Genomic DNA, 19,074 nt, shown 5'->3' with positions numbered 1-19,074 from the left:
CATCTACAATTCCTTCTTATATGCCTTATAAATAAACATCTTATATAGTGGTTGTAGATAGAAAATATCTACAATTATCATTCTTTATCTACCATGTTTTGATAGAAAACGCAAGAAACCAAATTATCGTTTAGGTTCGTGTGTCGTAGTGCCTATATATGTAAAAGTAGTTTCTATTAGGGAAAACAAAAGTTTCGTGCTGAAGAAACTTTAGTTTCTATATATGGAAACAAAAGTTTTCTGCTTGATAAACTTTTGTTTTTTACCATAAAAAACTGCAAATGCTTATATGCTAATATTTTAAATACATAATACAACTAGTGGATACGTAGTGTGCCGCATCTCCCTGCTGGCTGATCGTATCTCAAAATCACTATTGAAAAACAAATATTTTAGTGGTATTTATAAAATAAATTTTATAACTTGCGTTTAAGTTGTAAACTGTAATCTAAATGAAGAGAACACTAGGACTGACTTTGCTACTTTTCGCTACCCTTTTTTCTTGTATGCGCCAAGAAAAACCATTACCAGCGGAATTATCTCGTGCGGAATCTGTTATGTGGGAGCATCCGGATAGCGCATTACTCTGTCTTTCCTCTTTGGATAGCTCAATCATGAATGAGCCGGAAAATATACGTATGTACCATGCTTTGCTTAAGATTAAAGCTAAAGATAAGCTGTATATTCCTCATGAATCAGACTCTTTGATTAAATCAATAGTTCAGTATTATGAGGACTATGGGACTCCAGATCAATTAATGGAGGCATATTATTATCTAGGAAGTACATACCGGGATATGGGAGATGCCCCAAGAGCGGTGAGAGCTTTTCAAGATGCTGCGGACATAGGGAAAGATAGTAAGCGATATGATATATTAGGACGGGTTTATGAGCAGATGGGATATCGACTGGCATATCAAGGTTTGTATGATGAGGCTCTCGAAGCTTATAGGAAATCGTATGAATACAAGATGTATGATAAAGGAAAAGGAGAGGTGATCGCATTGAGGAATATTGCTCGGATCTATAACGCCAAGCAAGATACAGACAGTGCTATATACTACTATCAATCTGCTTATGAGAAGGCATTGTTATTAAATGATCAATCGAGAATAGATAATGTACTAAGGGAATTGAGTAGCATCTATATAGATATGGGAAAATATGATTTGGCTAAAGATTTGTTCAGTAAGGTTTCAAGTATGAAGAATCAAGCAAATATATATTTTGGATTAGGTTGTATATATGAAAGCTATAAGCAAATAGATTCAGCTCTATATTATTTTGAGAAAGCAAATGAGTATGGGAATATCTATATGAAAAAAAATACGTATAGAATCTTATCTAAAATAAAAAACCAAGAAGGAGACCGTAAATTAGCCTTGAATTATGCGTATAAATGTATAGAACTGTCTGATTCAATTAAGAATCAAACAAAAACGGAAGCTGTAGCAAAAGTTAACTCATTATATAAGTATCAGCATACAGAAAAGGAGAATGTTCAATTGAAAATAGATAATGAAAAAAGAAAAATTCGCAATTATCAATTTGCATTATTTGTTGTTTTAATTATTTTCTTTAGTCTATGTTATATATATGTGTTAGAAAAGAAGAAAAAAGCAGCGATTGAAAAGGAGAAAAAAATACGTCTATTGAAAGAGAATCAATATGCGGAAAGTTTGGATTGTATTGAATATAATAATAAGAAAATTTCATATCTAGAGGAACTTTTGCAGCAATCGGAGTGTCAAAGAGATAATTTTAAAAAGCAACTTGTGCAATCTCAAAAGGAATTATTAGAACTATCAAACCGAAAGATTCTTACTTCTCAAAATGAAAAAAGTTTGCTTGAAATAGCTTTTCGAAAATCCGAAGTCTATCGGTTATTTCATGAAACAAGTAATAATACTGATACGGAAATTCAGAATAAGGATTGGAAGGAGTTGAGAAAAGAGATTGATACAACCTATTCAAATTTCACCGCTCAATTATATGCTTTATACCCGCAAATCTCAGAGTTAGAACTCCATATTTGTTATTTGATAAAAATATCCATGCCTGTGAAGGACATTGCAAGGTTAGTTGGACGCTCAACTCCTGCAATAACAGCATCCCGGATTCGTCTCTATAAAAAGATTCATGGAACAGAAGGTACCGCAGAAATGATGGATAAATTTATCGCTGATTTATAATAACTTAATCGCTGTAAACAAAAAGTAAATAAGAAGTAAATCCTATTTTGCTTATAGATTTCTCATAGAGACTATTTTTGTTTATAAAAATAGATAATGAAAAAGAGAAGTTTTATATTGGGATTAGTATTTCTGATGTTTGTTTCTTCAGTTGTGTATCCGAATAGAGTGAAGGATACTGAACAATCTTGGGAAGAAGAGGAAGATCGTTCTATAATATCTTCTCCTACATTATCAATAGATGAAAATAATATTTACATCCATTCTAATAAATTATTGGATGGACTTAATGTGAAAATTATAAATATAAAAGGAAATGTACTTTATAATGACATCATAACTGTTTCTTCTGAGATAGAATATCCTATTTCTATAGATTTTTTGCTGAATGGTGATTATAAGATATTTATATCAAAAGGAAATAATTATTTGATTGGATATTTTGATGTGTTAAAATAGATATTATCAACTTAAATCTTTAAATCATGAAAAGATCTGTATCTTTATTAGGCATACTATGCCTATTCGTATCGTTTAGTGTCCAAGCCCAGTACACGAACATACAAACGTGGGGACAAAAATTGTATTATAACGGGAGTGATTATCCGGGTACATTCTTGAAATTAAAAGTTGCGGTCGCTAATCCTCGTATCTCAGGAACAGGAGGAAAGGTCGTTTTCTATGATTCAGAAAGCTCCCAGTATAATTATATAGAAGTAAAGGGGGTTTATCAATCTTCGGATGCTCGGTTGAAAACCAATATCACTCCCTTAAATAGTGGATTAGGAACCATATTGGGGTTAAAACCGGTATCTTACAATTGGAAAAGTGAGACATCGCAATTGAGATCAGCAGAAGCCGTACCTTCTAAAGCTTTTGGTTTCTTGGCACAGGAGGTAGCTGAGGTTATGCCAGAGATTGTGACGTTAAGTTCCACAGGTGATAGCTTGGTGGATTACACGGCTGTTATACCCGTTTTAGTACAGGCTGTAAAAGAATTGGACGCTACTATCCAACAACTGGAATTGCAATTGGATGAAAAAGCTAATTTGTCTGATTTGCAGAATAACAAGAATTTGACGAGTAAGTCTTTGCTCTCGAATGCGGTAATGAATCAAAATACGCCGAATCCGTTTAATTCTACCACGAATATATCCTTTACGATCCCTACATCCGCACGTTCTGCTTTTATCTCTATTTGCAATTTGCAAGGAACTCAAGTTAAGAAATTCGATATCGCTACCCGGGGAGAAGGTAGTATAATGGTAAGCTTTTCTGATCTAGGTGTCGCAGGTATGTATATGTATTCTTTGGTAGTAGACGGACAGTTGATCTCAACGAAACGTATGCTATTGGTACAATAATATTTATTTCTATTGAAGCTATAGTTTTTTTGATAAGATTGAGTGATACTGTCTGTTGAGGGTATCCTCAATCTTTTTTATACAAAAGATATGCGATTATACTCCATTATAATTCCTGTTTATAACAGGCCGGATGAGCTTGATGATCTGTTATCAAGCCTTTGCAAGCAAACCTATGTCCATTTTGAGGTTATCGTGGTGGAGGATGGTTCGGAGATACCGGCGAAAGAGATTGTTGGGCGATACCAAGGGCGGTTGGATCTTCATTATTATGTGATCTCGAACTCCGGCCCGGGTATGGCGCGTAATCATGGCGCTAGGCAAGCGCGTGGCGAGTATCTGCTCATACTGGATTCTGACGTGGTACTACCCTCCACGTGGCTTGAGCATATACACGAATCGTTGAATCATTATCCGGTGGATGCGTTCGGTGGCCCGGATAAGGCGCATGCCTCGTTTTCCCCGATCCAGAAGGCGATCAATTACGCCATGACCTCATTCCTGACGACCGGTGGTATCCGCGGCGGGAAGAAAAAGTTGGATAAATTTTATCCCCGTAGTTTTAATATGGGAATAAGGCGGGATGTATATGAGCGTCTGGGCGGTTTTTCCGGCATGCGATATGGTGAGGACATTGATTTTAGCATACGGATCATGGAGGCTGGTTATCGGACCCGGCTATTTCCTTCAGCATGGGTTTATCATAAAAGGCGGACGGATCTCACGCAGTTCTTCCGTCAGGTACGTCATTCGGGGGAGGCCCGGATCGCGTTGAACCGGAAACATCCCGGCTCATTGAAGCTGGTACATTGCTTACCGGCATTATTCACGTTTTCAGTCTGTCTATTGGTTATCGGCTCATTCTTTTGCCGCTTGTTTCTGGTGCCTCTTATTATTTATGCCCTTTTATTGTTTGTAGACGCAATGTTCCGCAATAAATGTGATTTACGTGTAGGATCGCTATCCGTAATAGCCTCTTTTACGCAATTGTTTGGATATGGTACTGGGTTCCTTAGAAGTATTATTTGAATGTTTATCTATTTATATTTTAGAACAACTTATATGAAAACAACAAGACTTTTTTCTTTCTTAATTTTAATTAGTTTAGTATCAAACGCAAATGCTCAACTCCGGGTTCTTTCAAATGGACGAGTACAAGCAGGCCTTTTAAAAGACAATAATGAGGACTTAGGAAATGTAACCTCTATGCAGATATATGGTCGGATAGGGGATGCACGCGCAGGTTCGAAATTAACATTTGGTGATTTTGGACAATATGCAAATCAAGGTTGGAATGTGTTTGCTGGAGAATATGGAACCACGGATACGGATCAACTTTGGTTGCATGGGAAATTGGGTATTTATATGACTACAAATGGTTATGCTAACAATGTCGTGGCGTATTACAATCCGGCTAGTAATACTAATTTCGTGTTCAATACGAATCTTCGTGTGAATGGAGTGAATATAACTTCAGACGCTCGCTTGAAGGAAAATGTAGAGTCGCTGCAAAATCCATTAGCTCTTTTAGAGCAAGTGAATGGGGTCTCTTATTCATACAACCTCTCTACACTTGAGGAGAATAGGGAGCAGGATGAGTCTAAGTTCTCTGCCACATTGGATAATGGGATATCGGGAAGTTCCTCCGATTCAGAGGAGATTATGGATGCCGCTACTATCGCAAAGATAAATAGAGACAAACAAATCCAAGCAGAGATAGATCGAAGAGAGGCAGCGGAGGCTAGTCGTAAACGAATTGGTTTTTTGGCTCAAGACATACAAAAGGTATTACCCGAACTTGTACAAACGGATGAAAACGGGATGATGTCTATAGATTATATAGGTTTTATTCCGCTTATCGTAGAAAGTATCAAGGAGATGCAACAAACGATCCAACAACAGAATGAGGTGATTGATAATTTGCAAGCTCTACTATCGCCGGAGGTACAATCTCAATTACGTTCGAGCACGACTTCCACAAGTAATATAAGTGCTGTGGATAGCGCAAAATTATATAATAGGGAAGGTGCTTCTGTCTCTTATACCTTACCGGCGACGTTTGTGTCTGCTAGTCTACAGATATTTGATGTCACAGGTAAACCCGTGAAAGTTATTAAGTTGGATAATGGAAGTAGTAATGTGGTAGAAGTAAGCCGTTCGGAACTTGGTTATGGAACGTTTATTTATACGTTGTTTGTGGATGGGAAGAAAGCGGATACTTTGAAGAAGTATGTAAGTCTGTAATCTCAAGGAATTAAAAATAGAAATAACAGAATCATAAATTCTTTGATATGAAAGAGAGAATCGTCTTTTTTACATGTATCGTATTGACTTGCTTATTTTCCCCGTTATCATCACAAGAGGTTGACACGAGAAGCTGTGTGAGTACTTATACAAATCAGACAGTTTCATCAAGTGTATCAGTTTTGGGCTGTAATACGTTGGCTGTCCAAAATGTAACCGTGGCAAGTAATGGTAATTTATCTCTTTCCGCTCCGGCGCAAATTACGATTAATGGGCCTTTTGAGGTAAAGTCTGGCGGAATTTTGAATATTAGGCAATCCCAACAAATGATATTTACTTATACTTATGATGCGTCAGGAAATAGAACAACACGGCAATTTAGTGCGATGGCTTCATCTTTGGAGGCCGTTCCCGTAGACCAAGAGGAGGATTGATCAAAATATAATTTAAGTATACTTATAGATGAAATTAATATATTTATATACGATAGGGATATTTATCATGTTTATGTCCCCATCTTCTTATTTATGTGCCCAAGGAGTTGCTGAGAATAATCAATTTTTCGATTGGAAGGAAAGTGATTACAAGGCTTATGAGGATTCTTTATTGAAGGCTTTATATCCTCCGGTTATAGCGAAAACTGCAGAAAATCCGGAAAGGTTTTCACAGCAACCTCAGGCTTTTGTTCCTAAAGCCATATCTGATAATACTTACGTTCCGACTACAGTTACAATAGATAAATCGAAAGCTGTAGGAGAGATACCGATACAAACAGGTGTTTCCCCGACTGGAGCTAAAACCTATACGGTTCCCATACAGGTTTATCCGGGTATAAATGGATTTGAACCCCAATTATCATTGGCTTATAATAGCCAGCAAGGAAATGGCATCGTTGGTATTGGATGGGGTATTGGCGGTGTGCAATCGATCATGCGTACGAGTAGGAATATTTATTATGATGGTAAGCCCCAAGGAGCTTTACGTACGAAAGCGGATGCGTTCGTGTTAGACGGGATGCGTCTTATAAAGATCTCAGAGAATGCGACAACTATTAATTATGAGTCCGAGCAAGGCAATATAAAAGTAAAAGCTTTTTTGTCCGGCGATGTCGTGAAATATTTTGAGGTATTTTATCCTAATGGAACCAAGGGCATATTTGGATATGCCTCAAATACAAGCAATAAGATCTTTTATCCGATAGTTTCTTTGTCTGACTTGCGAAATAATCAGATCCTATATACTTATGTCGAGCAAGAAAACCATTACAGATTGACAAAAGTTGCTTATAATGGTGCCTCTGTGGAATTTCAGTATCAAGCCTCACGACCGGACCCCTTGGTCTCTTTTATAGGGGGGCTTAAGACAGGGGAAAGCTACTTGCTGGCTAAAATCATCAGTAAATTAGGCTCTACTGCGCTTTGTACGTATAGCTTGAGCTATAAAAACCAGAACAATAGCTCAGTTTTAAGCCAGATAGATTATTCCGCCTCCGGGCAATCTCTGAACCCTATAAAGCTTTACTATGGAGAAGGCATAACAGATGGGTCTTATGATAATGGTTCTGTCACACAGCTATATAATTGGTATGAATCAACGGATCCTGCTCGTATCAAGGTAGTGAAAGGAAGGTATGATTATGCGTCGGGGGCAGATGGTTTGATCTCTTTGCCTAATGAGAATCCCTATTGGGAGCATTACAGACATTCGACGGCTTTTCAGCATTCCCAGAATAGATATGACAATAAATTCACCGGAGAAGAGAAAATCTATCTTTATGCCGGATTGAATAGCGAGTACGCTTCCCCCATGCCCAATCTTACGACCGGAGCTAATTTTATCGATATCTTTTGTGCGGATTTGGAGGGAAAGCAAGAAGAGCATATCATAAAAGTAAACAATGGCGTTTCCGGTGATAATGATCAAGTGACTTTCCGTGTATATAGGGCCAGTTTGACTGTGGGATTGGTATCTAAATATACACGGACTTTTAATTTCCCGACCGTATTGACCGATGCGGATGGGGCAAAGAGCATACATCCTAAGTTTTATTATACAGGGGATTTCAATGGGGATGGAAAACAGGAAGTACTAGCGGTCTCTTGCCATCATCCTTTTGGAGAGACCAGTAAGACCTCTAAATGCTATATATTTGATTTGGAAAGTGGTAAGGTCTTATATCAGAGTTACTTGTTTCCCTATAACGTTAATTTTGTAGGCACGGAGCAGCCTGATCCTGAGGACGCATTTCAGAAAACAGATAGACTTCTGGTATTAGATTATGATGGAGACGGGAAAAGTGACATCGCTCTTATTAATGACTCCGGGGTAAATATATATACTTTTGATGTTTCCGGTAGTACTTGGACGGGCCGAAAAGTCTCTACTTATACCGGATTAAAAAAGGTGGATCTAAAAGATCGCTCGTTGTTGCTGGGGGAGATCAACGGAGATGGGCTTATGGATTTGCTGGTATCTCCGAAAAAAAAGGATCCAGTCTATACGTGGGCCGCTTATAACTCGATGGGAGATGGACAATTTTATAAATCCACGTTTGCCGGTACTCAAAACTCGGGGATTTCTACGGATGGCTTTTTGCTACAAGATGTAAACGGGGATGGTATGACAGACTTGATCCGGTATCATAGCTCCGGTTTCTTCACTTACCTCGCTAAGAAAAATAACGTGGGTTCGGTTGAATGTGCCCAAGATTATACATCGAAATCAATCTTGATCCCGACTAATATAAACAGTCATAATTATTTTAGTCAATTGGTCAGCTTGAAGAATGGAGTGGTTACAAAATATTCATTCAAGAGGAATGACAATAAAGGCGTTTTGGCCACGGGTATGGCGAATAGTTTGGGAGTGGTCGAAAAGAACACATACCTGTTGATGAATGAGGAGGCCATATCTTCCGGTACTTATGCTAAGGGTGTGAACGCTGTTTTCCCGTATGTGGACATTCAAGAGTCTATTCCTGTCATAGCCTTTTCCAGTACTTATATGAAAGGTAACCGGGTTGATAATTTCACTTTCACGTACCGAGGTGGTGTTATTCACCGCCAAGGATTGGGGTTTAGGGGATTTGAGAGTATATTCCGTACGAATTTGAAAGGGCAGCTTACGGAGCAATATTTTGATCCTTATAAATATGGCGTATTGAAGAGTGAGGTTTCACCTGAGGCGAAATTGACCTATAATTTTGCCGTTAATGTTCAAGCCAATAAAACGGTCAAGATACGTTTAAGCAATAAGACAGAGCAGGACTTGCTTAAGGGTATTACGGCTACTACCGCTTTTGTATATGATACTTATGGAAATGCGACGCAAGAGACTATCACTTACACTGGGGGTATTACGGTAAAAAAGGCGAACACATTTTATAACAATACGGCAGAGAGTGGATATCTTATTGGTTTCTTGACCGATCAGAGCGTGACTACTACTCGTAATAGCAGTACTTATACCGAGCGAATGAATATTCCTTCGCATACGAACGGCTATGCGAATAGCAAGGTGTTCTATAAGAATGGAAATAAAGCGAAAACTTACGAGTATGTTTATGATACTCCGGGTAATATCACAAAAGAGACGCTATTCTTGTATGGTTCGGATAAAGGGCTGAAGACCGAATATGCTTATGATACGAACGGTCGATTGAAAAAGGTGACAAACCCATTAGGACTTGCAAATGAGTTTTCTTATAATACGGAGGGGCGTATGTCTTCTGAGAAGGACCACCGGGGAAAGTCTACGGCGCATACGTATGATCCATTTGGTCGGGAGACAAGTGTCACGTTCCCTGATAATACTACCGCTACTGTATCTTACGGATGGTCGGAGGAAGGGACAAACGCTTTGTATGCCATAACCCGTTCTGTGACGGGTAAACCTACTACTAAAAGTGTATATGATGCGTTGAATAGAGAGGTAAGAACGGCCGAGACTCGTTTTAATGGCAGTTTTCTAAAAACGGATAAAATTTATGATAGTTATGGAAGGGTGCAAAAAGTCTCTCGTCCGTTTGCCGGTAGTTCGGCTACGGCTTGGAATATCTATAGTTATGATACGTATGATCGCTTAACCGCTATATCGGAACCTTCCGGAAGAAAAACGACTCATGGTTATAGCGGCAATAGTATAACAACGGTGGAGGATGGAATCTCTGTCAAGCGGACGTATGATGCGTTGGGCAATCTTATATCTGTGGTAGACCCAGCAGGAACGATTACCTATAATCTGCGTCCGGATGGACAACCTTCTTCTATCGTCGCACCGGGTAACGTGACTACTTCATTTGGTTATGATGGTTTCGGCCGTCGGACTAGCTTGGGCGATCCTAGCTCTGGTACGACAACTTATGCTTATGACGCATCCGGCAACCTATTGAAAGAGACGAACGCAAATAATAAGGTTATCAATTACACGTATGATACGTATAATCGCCTTAAAACGGCGACTTTACCAGAGTTTACGACTACATATACTTATAATGGCTACGATGAGTTGACGAAGGTCTCTTCTTCTGTCGGAACTTCCATTGATTATGTATATGATGCGTTGGGTCGTCTGTCGAGCCAGACAGAGACGGCGGTAGACAATAAATATTTACGAAAGGATTATACCTATAACGGAGGAAATGTAAGCTCTATTAAGTATACGTCTCAATCCGGAGTTTTGACAACCGAGAATTATAATTATGCGAATGGTCATTTAGTTGAGACCAAGCTGAATAACCAAACATCCATATTTAAGCTCACGAAAGAGAATGACATGGGGTTACCTACCGAGGTACGCTCCGGTGCCTTATCTCGTACCTATGGATATGACAGTTATGGATTCCCTACTTCCAGGAAGATACAGAAAACAGGGGTGACCACATTCCTCCAGAATATGGAGTATGTTTTTGATCCTGTTAAACGGAACTTGACTTACCGGAAAGACATTAATGTATCCCAAGAAGAGAAATTCTCTTATGATAATCTTAATCGTCTGACTTCCTACAAAGGGCTTATGGCAACTTATGATGCGAAAGGAAATATCTTAACCAAAGGGGATGTCAGTGGTACATTCGCATATAATACAAGTGGCAAGCCTTACGCCATATCTTCCTCTAGCGTGGCAAATGGTATTATGTCTTCCGCCACACAGGTTATTAGCTATACCTCTTTCAAGCGTCCGAACGCTATTACGCAAGATGGTAACGTGGCCTCGTTTACCTATAACGGCAATCAGCAGCGTGTGAAGATGCAGGTGGCTAAAGGGGGTAGCCGTTTGTTGACCCGCTATTATTTGGGGGATTGCTATGAGATCGATGAGACTCCCTCGGGTAATAAGGAGAAGCTGTATTTGGCGGGAGAGAATTACTACGACGCTTCGGCGGTATTGGTGAAGGATCATACGAATAGCTGGAAACTTTATTATATAGGTCGTGATTATCTGGGAAGTATCACGGATATCATCACCGAGGCAGGGACGAAATACGCGAGTTATAATTTTGACGCATGGGGTCGCCAACGTAACTCATCCAGTCACGTTTACATCCCTTCGGGGCAGGAGGTAGAGTTGTTCCTTGGTCGTGGCTACAGTGGCCATGAACATCTTAAGGAGTTTGGTCTGGTAAATATGAACGCCCGCCTGTATGACCCGGCTCTGGGTCGTTTCCTCGCTCCTGATCCGTTTGTCCAGATGCCGGACTTGTCCCAGAACTTCAATCGTTACAGCTATGCCATGAACAACCCGTTGAGGTATGTGGACGAGGATGGAGAGTTTATCCATATTATAATAGGTGCGGTTATCGGAGGAACAGCAAATTTGATCTATAAGGCTGTATCGGGTCAACTTCATAGTTTCAAGGATGGATTTGCCGCATTTGGTATTGGAGCCGCCGCCGGAGGTTTGGGGGCTGCGACTGGTGGGTTGGCCTTTGCCGCTGCTGGAGGTGCCGCCGGGGGAATCGGAGGCTTTTTGGCTGGAGCCGCCGCAGGTTCGGCGAGTACGGCGGTGATGATGCCTGTCCAAAGTGCGGGTAACTCGTTGTATTTCGGGGACCCGTTTATGAGCTTGAAGGATTATGGCTTGGGTATTTTGGGTGGTGCCTTGACAGGTGGAATCGGAAACGGTATGGTTGCCGCCTTGAAAGGTAATAACTTCTGGACAGGTAAGGACGTTAAATTCGGACGGACAATCTTCTCGTTCAAGAACACGGCAACAAGACCGGCACCGGAGATGAGGTTGATGGAGGCTCCAGGAAGTGGGCTAAATGTGACGCAACCGGATATTAGTAATACCCCTAAATTAAATCCGGTAGAGACATCATCTCAGGTCGCTTCTTCTAGTCAATCTTCGGGTACGACTCGTTTTGTGACAACTCCAGATGGGGTAACTCATGATTTACAACCGACTATTGATAGAATACGGTCTGGAAAGTTGTTTACGTTTCGTCATGATGGGGCGATCTATTATAATAATGAAGGAAAGTTGCCAAATTTATCAAATGGTGTTTATAAAGAGTATGTTCATCCTACGCCTGGTTTGACAAGAGGAGCAGGGCCTATGAGAGTTATCACAGGAGGAAGTAAGATGTGGTTTACTCCAGATCATTATGGAACAATGATTCAAATCAAATTTTGAAAAAAGTTCGTTATAAGTATGTGAATATATAATATTATTCTTTCATTTGTATTCTAAAACTACTATTAGATGGAGAATATATTTTTTGTAAAGTATCCTAGAATGTATCTAGTGGAGGATACATTTATTGGATATGTATATAAAGTACGAGACAAAATGGATTTATTCCTTAACTTATCAAAAGCTCTAGTGTTTCCTAATTATTTTGGAGAAAATTGGGATGCTCTTTGTGAAGTTTATAGGGATTTTGACTGGATATCTAATAATGATATTGTAATAATACATGAAGATTTATCATTGTTAGATGAGTATGACTTAAGAATGTATTTGAAAATAATTAAAATAACTCTTTCATTTTGGGCTGGTTTTAATGATCATTCTGTATGTTTTATTTTTTCAGAGAAAGATAAAAAACGAATAATGGATGTCGTTGATTTAATGAAATAAATTTTGTGTTAACTTAATTTATCGAATGTGCTTTATATGTTTGAAGTATTTTTAAAAGAATAAATGCTATGAAGAAACAGATAGAAGACTGGCTTTTGGAATTAAGCCATAATGAAGTGATACCAGAAAATATAGTAGCACTGAATTTTGGTATTTTTGAGTCTGAAAATGGATATTGTGTTTATTTGATAGGCTCTGAAAGTTATGATGTGGACGATGATGATTGGGCTTGTGATGTTGATTATGAGCCGGTCGATAAGTATCTAAATATTGAAGGTGTTGATGTGGATCCGGATAAGTTCTTAAATGAGGTAATTACGATCTTATTGGACATTATTTCATTGGAGAAGGTTAGTGCTTGGTTATTACATACTAAGTATATAACTGTAGGATTTGATGATGGAGTGTTGGAGAAAATTAGATAGATGTGATTTATGGTTAATTTTATAAAGCAAGGTGATATATTCAATCTGAATGGAGTTCGCAGTTACGCTCATGGTTGTAATTGCGCCGGAGCGATGGGAAAAGGCATAGCGTTGCAATTTCGGGAGCGCTACCTCAAAATGTATGCAGAGTTATTCTCTTGATTTTAAGCGGTAATAAGAAGGGGTTTATTTAAAAATAGGCTGTTTCGTGATGGAAAATGAGACAGCCTATTTTTTGTTTGAACTTTTGTATATTGATATGTTGGTTTCATACAGCAAAAGGTAAGGGCTTGTTCAATGGTTTGGATAGAATGGTTTGTGATAAATAATTTTTTGTGGCTAAGCACGTTTTATTATTAAATCTAGGTACTTAGAAAGAATGAGGAGTTTAGAAAGTGGATGTTGAACTTATAAATGAAAAATGAAAATGATTAAATGTTTGTCTGTCTTATTTGTCTCTTTTCTGTTTCTAATGACAGGATGTGCGCCCAAAGTCATTACAAATATCTCTAAAAGTTACCCGGCAAGCGTAACTGCGGATAAGGTTCGTTTGTATGAGCTGGGGGAGGCTGTTCCTGCCTCGGCAGAGAGGATCGGCAATGTTTCTGTAGTGGATAACGGAGTGTCTACTAAATGTAATTATGATCAGGTTGTTTGGTTGGCGAAACAAGAAACGGCAAAAGCGGGAGGTAACGCATTGGCGTTGACAGACCATCGGAAACCTTCATTATTGGGTAGTAGTTGCCATCAGATAGCCGGTAGTATGCTTTTAGTGTCGGACACGGCGGCGTTTCGGGCCGCTCCTCTATCGAAAGCTTTGGATTTGGAGGAAGAGGCTGTCGTGGAGAAGTCTTCATTTGAGCATAACACGATTTATGCGAATATAGGTTACGCTTTTGTGACCAGTAAATTTTATTTGCCACCGGGTGGGTCTGGCCATCCTAAAAACGGATTGGATTGGCAAGTTGGGTATGATTGGATATCAAGGAGCGGTTTCGGTGCTGGCTTATTGTATTCGGGATATAAATCGTCTTATACTTATTCGGGAATAGATATTAACGTGGGGCTTACTTATGTCGCTCCTCAATTTGTGATGAAACAAATCATAAACCGATGGATCGTGGAAGAGAAAATAGGTATAGGATATTTTAGTTACCGGGAATCGGCGAGGGGGATAAGCGAGTCCTTATCCGGTGTAGGATATAATTTCTCATTAGGCGCAGAATATCTTTTGTCAAAGCATGTGGGAGTGGGCTTGAATATCGGTTATGTAGGAGGTTCCTTACCCAAGCAAGAGAATGTCTCTTACGATAAAGGAGATTACTCTGGCTTATTTCGTTTGACTTTTGATGCGGGGGTACGATTCCATTTCTAGTATTGACGAAAAAATGTTATCAAGATGTTGAAAATAGGATGTTTATGGATGATGTTGTCTATCAGTGTAACTGCATTTGCTCAAGACACTTCTTCTGATTGTGATAAAGAATATTACGATAGGTATGGAAGATGGATGGAAAATCATCTAGTGACATGGTGGGGTGTCCCACCAGTTTTGATGAGATCGTCCGGTAAATATGCGGATTTGATTTGTGAGAAGTTATCGGAGATTAATTATGAGGATACCCATTTTTTTATAACATTTTTGATAGATGAGAATGGGATACCTTATTGTAGCTCGTCTTCTTGGGAGAAAGGTATGGATGGAGAGGATAGGAATACTATACAGGAATTGTCAAAATCATTTAGGTTCATCTCAGCAAAAAATGGAGATTTGGCCGCTAAAAGTTTCTATAATTTTGTTCTTAAAAGAAGCAAGGACAGTGGACAATGGCATTATTCGGAGTCATTGATGTTTGAGAAAGAACAAGATAAATTATTGCCGGATGGGAATATCGTAGAAAATATGAGCCTTGTGATTGCAACTGATCGAGACACTGTTTTGATGGGTGATACTGTAAGGGTAAGCTTGCGATTTAAGAATATATCGGATAAGGATAAGCTGTTTTATCCGGGAGGAGTGATTATGATATACGAAAAATCTATGCGAATGAGTTCTAGTATAATGCCTCCTAGTTTCATATTGTCGAAGGGAAAATCGGATCAGTTACAAAATATACCGTCCGGTTTAGTCTATGAGATTAACTACCCCGTAATTGTATCATCCCCATTGTTTAAGGAAGGCGAGAATAGGTTAATGTTTAGATATCATTGGGGATTGAATTTATCTAAGAAAAATGTAACTGATAATATAATATATGGAAACTTGTATAGTAAAGAGGTTCGTACATATGTAGGAAGTGATTTGTGTGTATTTGGTTTATAGAACTTCAATTCTACGTCTTTTTAGTTTGAAATCCGGATAAAGTTTGTATCTTTGGAAATAGCTCTGAATATAAGTGTCTTACTTCTAAAATATATGCGTTATGAGATACCTAATTTATTTTTCACTATTTCTTTTGCAGTTGGCGTTTATCTCTTGCGAGAAAGAAGAGATAATAGAGGATACACCTAAAGAAACACCCTATTATCTGGGATATTTTGAGGGGGCGGTAAACGGACAGGATATTTCTATTAGGAATAAGTCGGCTTCATGGAGATATATAGATGCTGGATTTTATTCGGAAGTAAGGAGGGGAGAATGGGAGGTCTTGAGATGTTCGCATTGGACGATTCCACTGGATCGCGAACATTCAAGCCGTTATGCGATGAAGGTGGTATTGCTCCCATTACAAGAAGGAGAATATAATATAGAGAAGGGGATTCGGACACAAGAGGAGATAACGTCTTATATCCGGATAACGGATTCACTAAATAAGGTGGAATATTGTCCTTTAAAAAAACCGTTTAAGGTCTATGTGGATAGTGTTCGTTACCATGAATCGTCCATGATGCCATATATTGAGGGAAAGATGGAAGGGACTTTATATAATAGGTACGATGTAAATGATTCTATCGTCGTAAAAGATGCTATATTCGGTATCCATTGATAGTGGATGATATACCGCTGCCTTACGATATTTTGGCTATTTTTAATTTTTACCTTCTGAACATTTAGGGGTTCACTCTGTTCTAACAAAGCATTGGATATCCGGCATGTATTTAGTAGTGAATTAATTAAACGTCAAAATTATGAAGGTGAAAATATTATACACGGCTTTAATCTCATTGATCGCGGGAGGAGCGATGGCGCAAGATTGTACGTTCTTCTTTCCGCAAACAGAGGGAACGGTATGGGTCCGTAAAGGATATGACGCGAAGGGAAACTTACAATCTGTTATGAGTTATCAAGTGGATGAGGTGGAAACATTGCCTTCCGGCCAAGAGGTGGAAGCGGACTACGTATATACTAATCCCTCCGGTACGATCGTGAACAAAGGAGATATCAAGGCATACTGCCAGAATGGAGAATTTTTCCTCGACTCGAAAGAGACACTCTCTTATCCGGGAGTGGTATCGGAAATGAATACGAATGTGGATATCACGGAGAACTTTATAAATTACCCAAATCCGTATGCGGCTAATTTCGATAAGAATAACGTGTATTTCGACGAGGCTTCCGTAAAGATCTACGATAAGAAGAATCGGAAGAATCGTAAGGATATGGCCATTAAGGACCGTGAGTTTATTAAAACGGAAAGCATAACAACTCCTGCCGGTACGTTCGATTGCGCTAAGGTAAAATATAATATCGCTACACGTTCCCCTAAATCAAAGGAGACAATCACTGGGTATGGCTATGAGTGGTACAGCCCGAATGTAGGCTTAGTGCGTACGGAACAATATGATAAGAATAACGTATTACAATCCTATACGGTATTGGAAGAATTAAAATAAAAAAGGCGACTACAATCTTATGATTTGTATTAACCGGTTTAAGTGGATACGCTGTTGCTGAGAAGTGACAGCGTATTTTCTTTTATAGGAAAGATTGGGCAATTTTCTTTTTGTTTGACGTTTTTCGTTAACTTGCGGCAAATTTCGGAAAATGGAAAGAGAATATAAATCAAAAGTGGGATGGTGGTATCATCTGGTGATTATCATGGTGGTAATTGGTTGTGTGGCTGCGTTTTTGCGTACCAATATATCGGCTATAGTGGGTATGATGGTCGCTGCGTTGGGGGTGCTTCATGTTTTCTTTAATACGTATTACCGGATAACGGAAGATGATGTGTTGATAGCGCATTGTAGTATTTTCCCGGAGAAGAAGATCGCTATCGCTGATATAGAGGCGTTGGAATCTACCGTGATGCCGGTGTCCAGCTACGCCCTTTCGTTGGATCGGCTGATCATATGGAGCAATGGGAAACCTTGGATGCTCATATCTCCGACCAACCGGGCTGATTTTATCAAACAGTTGAGAAAGATAAATCCTAATATACAACTTAAATAGATCTAATAGTATGAAATACGATGTCGCTATAATCGGTGGAGGTCCTGCCGGTTATACTGCCGCGGAGAGAGCGGCGCAGGGTGGGCTTTCCACGATTCTTTTTGAGAAAAACGCATTGGGCGGGGTTTGTTTGAATGAGGGATGCGTGCCGACAAAGACGCTTCTTTATTCCGCTAAGACGTATGATAATATCAAGCATGCTTCCAAGTATGCGGTGAAAGCGGAGAATCCTTCTTTTGATCTCCCGAAAATCATCGCCCGTAAGAATAAGGTCGTGAAAAAGCTGACAGCCGGTATCCGTATGAAAATGACGGAGCATGGCGTGGTGATGGTTACGGCGGAAGCTTGTATCCAAGGGCGTGCGGCCGACGGGACGATTACGATCGCCGCCGGAGAAGAGCTATACGAGGCTGCGAACCTTTTGATCTGTACGGGATCAGAAACGATAATTCCTCCTATACCCGGATTGGCGGAGACGGAATATTGGACGAGCCGGGAGGCGTTGCAATCGAAGGAGCTTCCGGCCTCTTTGGTGATAATCGGTGGAGGCGTGATCGGTATGGAGTTCGCTTCTTTCTTCAATAGCCTTGGGGTAGAGGTACATGTCGTGGAGATGTTGGATAAGATATTAGGCCCGATGGATCGTGAGCTGTCCGAAATGTTGCAAGCGGAATACACTAAACGGGGGATCAAGTTCTATCTAAGTCATAAAGTGACCGGGGTGCATGGAACCGAGGTTTCTGTAGAGAAAGACGGGGAGACATTCACGTTGCATGGCGATAAAGTCCTTTTGAGTGTAGGGCGTCGTCCGGTTACGAAAGGTTTTGGCTTGGAGACACTGGCTCCGGAGCCTTTCCGTAATGGGGTGAAGGTGAATGAGTACATGCAGACTTCCCTGCCAAATGTATATGCTTGCGGTGATATTACCGCTTTTTCCTTACTGGCGCATACGGCAGTTAGCGAGGCGGAGGTGGCCGTGGATCATCTCTTGGGCAAATCGCGCCCGATGAGTTATAAGGCTATTCCGGGTGTCGTTTATACGAATCCAGAGATCGCCGGTGTCGGGAAGACAGAGGAGGAGTTGCAGGCAGAAGGTATTTCGTATACCGTGAAGAAAATACCGATGGCATTCTCTGGGCGTTTTGTCGCGGAGAATGAGATGGGGAATGGTGTTTGTAAGTTGATCTTGTCGGAGGATGAGACGCTGATCGGTGCCCATATGTTGGGTAATCCGGCCTCGGAGTTGATCGTGATCGCCGGAATCGCTATTGAGAAGGGGATGAAATCGGATGAGTTAAAGTCGTTTGTGTTCCCGCATCCTACGGTAGGAGAGATTATTAAGGAAGCGCTTTATTGAAATAATTATGTACCTTTGTGCC

The 19,074-nt window shown here is 39.9% G+C and carries 16 protein-coding genes; all 16 read left to right on the top strand.

The window, feature by feature from the left end:
- Positions 1-452: 452 nt before the first annotated feature.
- The 16 genes from HMPREF0999_RS06110 (at position 453) to lpdA (ending at position 19,052) form a co-directional block, all read left to right on the top strand.
- Complete coding sequence (locus HMPREF0999_RS06110; RefSeq protein WP_008778955.1) at positions 453-2,192, top strand: tetratricopeptide repeat protein; 1,740 nt, start codon at positions 453-455, stop codon at positions 2,190-2,192.
- Between the two features lie 96 nt (positions 2,193-2,288).
- Positions 2,289-2,651 carry a DUF3244 domain-containing protein gene (locus tag HMPREF0999_RS06105; RefSeq protein ID WP_009275460.1) on the top strand — a complete coding sequence of 121 codons (363 nt, stop codon included), beginning with the start codon at positions 2,289-2,291 and terminating at the stop codon, positions 2,649-2,651.
- Positions 2,652-2,677: 26 nt separating this feature from the next.
- On the top strand, positions 2,678-3,556 hold the full coding sequence (locus HMPREF0999_RS06100) for a tail fiber domain-containing protein (RefSeq protein WP_005863685.1): 879 nt from the start codon (positions 2,678-2,680) through the stop codon (positions 3,554-3,556).
- A 90-nt stretch (positions 3,557-3,646) separates the two neighbouring features.
- Entirely contained in the window at positions 3,647-4,585 is a 939-nt protein-coding gene (locus tag HMPREF0999_RS06095; RefSeq protein WP_009275459.1) for a glycosyltransferase, read from the top strand.
- A 177-nt stretch (positions 4,586-4,762) separates the two neighbouring features.
- On the top strand, positions 4,763-5,800 hold the full coding sequence (locus HMPREF0999_RS06090; RefSeq protein WP_010182629.1) for a tail fiber domain-containing protein: 1,038 nt from the start codon (positions 4,763-4,765) through the stop codon (positions 5,798-5,800).
- Between the two features lie 47 nt (positions 5,801-5,847).
- The gene (locus tag HMPREF0999_RS06085) at positions 5,848-6,234 is read left to right on the top strand and encodes a hypothetical protein (protein ID WP_008778959.1); all 387 of its coding nucleotides are present in this window, start codon (positions 5,848-5,850) and stop codon (positions 6,232-6,234) included.
- A gap of 28 nt (positions 6,235-6,262) precedes the next feature.
- Positions 6,263-12,433 carry an RHS repeat-associated core domain-containing protein gene (locus HMPREF0999_RS06080; protein ID WP_009275457.1) on the top strand — a complete coding sequence of 2,057 codons (6,171 nt, stop codon included), beginning with the start codon at positions 6,263-6,265 and terminating at the stop codon, positions 12,431-12,433.
- A gap of 69 nt (positions 12,434-12,502) precedes the next feature.
- On the top strand, positions 12,503-12,880 hold the full coding sequence (locus tag HMPREF0999_RS06075; RefSeq protein WP_005860314.1) for a barstar family protein: 378 nt from the start codon (positions 12,503-12,505) through the stop codon (positions 12,878-12,880).
- A gap of 68 nt (positions 12,881-12,948) precedes the next feature.
- Entirely contained in the window at positions 12,949-13,305 is a 357-nt protein-coding gene (locus tag HMPREF0999_RS06070) for a hypothetical protein (protein WP_005860312.1), read from the top strand.
- A gap of 9 nt (positions 13,306-13,314) precedes the next feature.
- The gene (locus HMPREF0999_RS22445) at positions 13,315-13,467 is read left to right on the top strand and encodes a hypothetical protein (RefSeq protein ID WP_154396539.1); all 153 of its coding nucleotides are present in this window, start codon (positions 13,315-13,317) and stop codon (positions 13,465-13,467) included.
- A gap of 259 nt (positions 13,468-13,726) precedes the next feature.
- Entirely contained in the window at positions 13,727-14,680 is a 954-nt protein-coding gene (locus tag HMPREF0999_RS06065; RefSeq protein WP_010182623.1) for an outer membrane beta-barrel protein, read from the top strand.
- 24 nt (positions 14,681-14,704) lie between these two features.
- Positions 14,705-15,628, top strand: coding sequence for a hypothetical protein (locus HMPREF0999_RS06060; protein WP_005860307.1), 924 nt, complete (start codon positions 14,705-14,707; stop codon positions 15,626-15,628).
- A 100-nt stretch (positions 15,629-15,728) separates the two neighbouring features.
- Positions 15,729-16,292, top strand: coding sequence for a DUF5025 domain-containing protein (locus HMPREF0999_RS06055; RefSeq protein ID WP_005860305.1), 564 nt, complete (start codon positions 15,729-15,731; stop codon positions 16,290-16,292).
- 142 nt (positions 16,293-16,434) lie between these two features.
- On the top strand, positions 16,435-17,139 hold the full coding sequence (locus HMPREF0999_RS06050; RefSeq protein ID WP_005860303.1) for a hypothetical protein: 705 nt from the start codon (positions 16,435-16,437) through the stop codon (positions 17,137-17,139).
- Between the two features lie 151 nt (positions 17,140-17,290).
- Positions 17,291-17,695 carry a PH domain-containing protein gene (locus HMPREF0999_RS06045; RefSeq protein WP_005860302.1) on the top strand — a complete coding sequence of 135 codons (405 nt, stop codon included), beginning with the start codon at positions 17,291-17,293 and terminating at the stop codon, positions 17,693-17,695.
- A gap of 10 nt (positions 17,696-17,705) precedes the next feature.
- Positions 17,706-19,052, top strand: coding sequence for a dihydrolipoyl dehydrogenase (gene lpdA / locus HMPREF0999_RS06040; RefSeq protein WP_009275456.1), 1,347 nt, complete (start codon positions 17,706-17,708; stop codon positions 19,050-19,052).
- Positions 19,053-19,074: the final 22 nt, after the last annotated feature.

It is taken from the genome of Parabacteroides sp. D25, assembly GCF_000307475.1.
GTDB lineage: Bacteria > Bacteroidota > Bacteroidia > Bacteroidales > Tannerellaceae > Parabacteroides > Parabacteroides distasonis.
Note: the sequence above shows the minus strand (reverse complement) of the source record. Positions and strands in the feature narration are given on the sequence as shown.

Coding starts and splice junctions, on each gene's coding strand:
- HMPREF0999_RS06110 (WP_008778955.1), top strand. CDS start 453: ATGAAGAGAACACTAGGACTGACTTTGCTACTTTTCGCTACCCTTTTT.
- HMPREF0999_RS06105 (WP_009275460.1), top strand. CDS start 2,289: ATGAAAAAGAGAAGTTTTATATTGGGATTAGTATTTCTGATGTTTGTT.
- HMPREF0999_RS06100 (WP_005863685.1), top strand. CDS start 2,678: ATGAAAAGATCTGTATCTTTATTAGGCATACTATGCCTATTCGTATCG.
- HMPREF0999_RS06095 (WP_009275459.1), top strand. CDS start 3,647: ATGCGATTATACTCCATTATAATTCCTGTTTATAACAGGCCGGATGAG.
- HMPREF0999_RS06090 (WP_010182629.1), top strand. CDS start 4,763: ATGCAGATATATGGTCGGATAGGGGATGCACGCGCAGGTTCGAAATTA.
- HMPREF0999_RS06085 (WP_008778959.1), top strand. CDS start 5,848: ATGAAAGAGAGAATCGTCTTTTTTACATGTATCGTATTGACTTGCTTA.
- HMPREF0999_RS06080 (WP_009275457.1), top strand. CDS start 6,263: ATGAAATTAATATATTTATATACGATAGGGATATTTATCATGTTTATG.
- HMPREF0999_RS06075 (WP_005860314.1), top strand. CDS start 12,503: ATGGAGAATATATTTTTTGTAAAGTATCCTAGAATGTATCTAGTGGAG.
- HMPREF0999_RS06070 (WP_005860312.1), top strand. CDS start 12,949: ATGAAGAAACAGATAGAAGACTGGCTTTTGGAATTAAGCCATAATGAA.
- HMPREF0999_RS22445 (WP_154396539.1), top strand. CDS start 13,315: ATGGTTAATTTTATAAAGCAAGGTGATATATTCAATCTGAATGGAGTT.
- HMPREF0999_RS06065 (WP_010182623.1), top strand. CDS start 13,727: ATGAAAATGATTAAATGTTTGTCTGTCTTATTTGTCTCTTTTCTGTTT.
- HMPREF0999_RS06060 (WP_005860307.1), top strand. CDS start 14,705: ATGTTGAAAATAGGATGTTTATGGATGATGTTGTCTATCAGTGTAACT.
- HMPREF0999_RS06055 (WP_005860305.1), top strand. CDS start 15,729: ATGAGATACCTAATTTATTTTTCACTATTTCTTTTGCAGTTGGCGTTT.
- HMPREF0999_RS06050 (WP_005860303.1), top strand. CDS start 16,435: ATGAAGGTGAAAATATTATACACGGCTTTAATCTCATTGATCGCGGGA.
- HMPREF0999_RS06045 (WP_005860302.1), top strand. CDS start 17,291: ATGGAAAGAGAATATAAATCAAAAGTGGGATGGTGGTATCATCTGGTG.
- lpdA (WP_009275456.1), top strand. CDS start 17,706: ATGAAATACGATGTCGCTATAATCGGTGGAGGTCCTGCCGGTTATACT.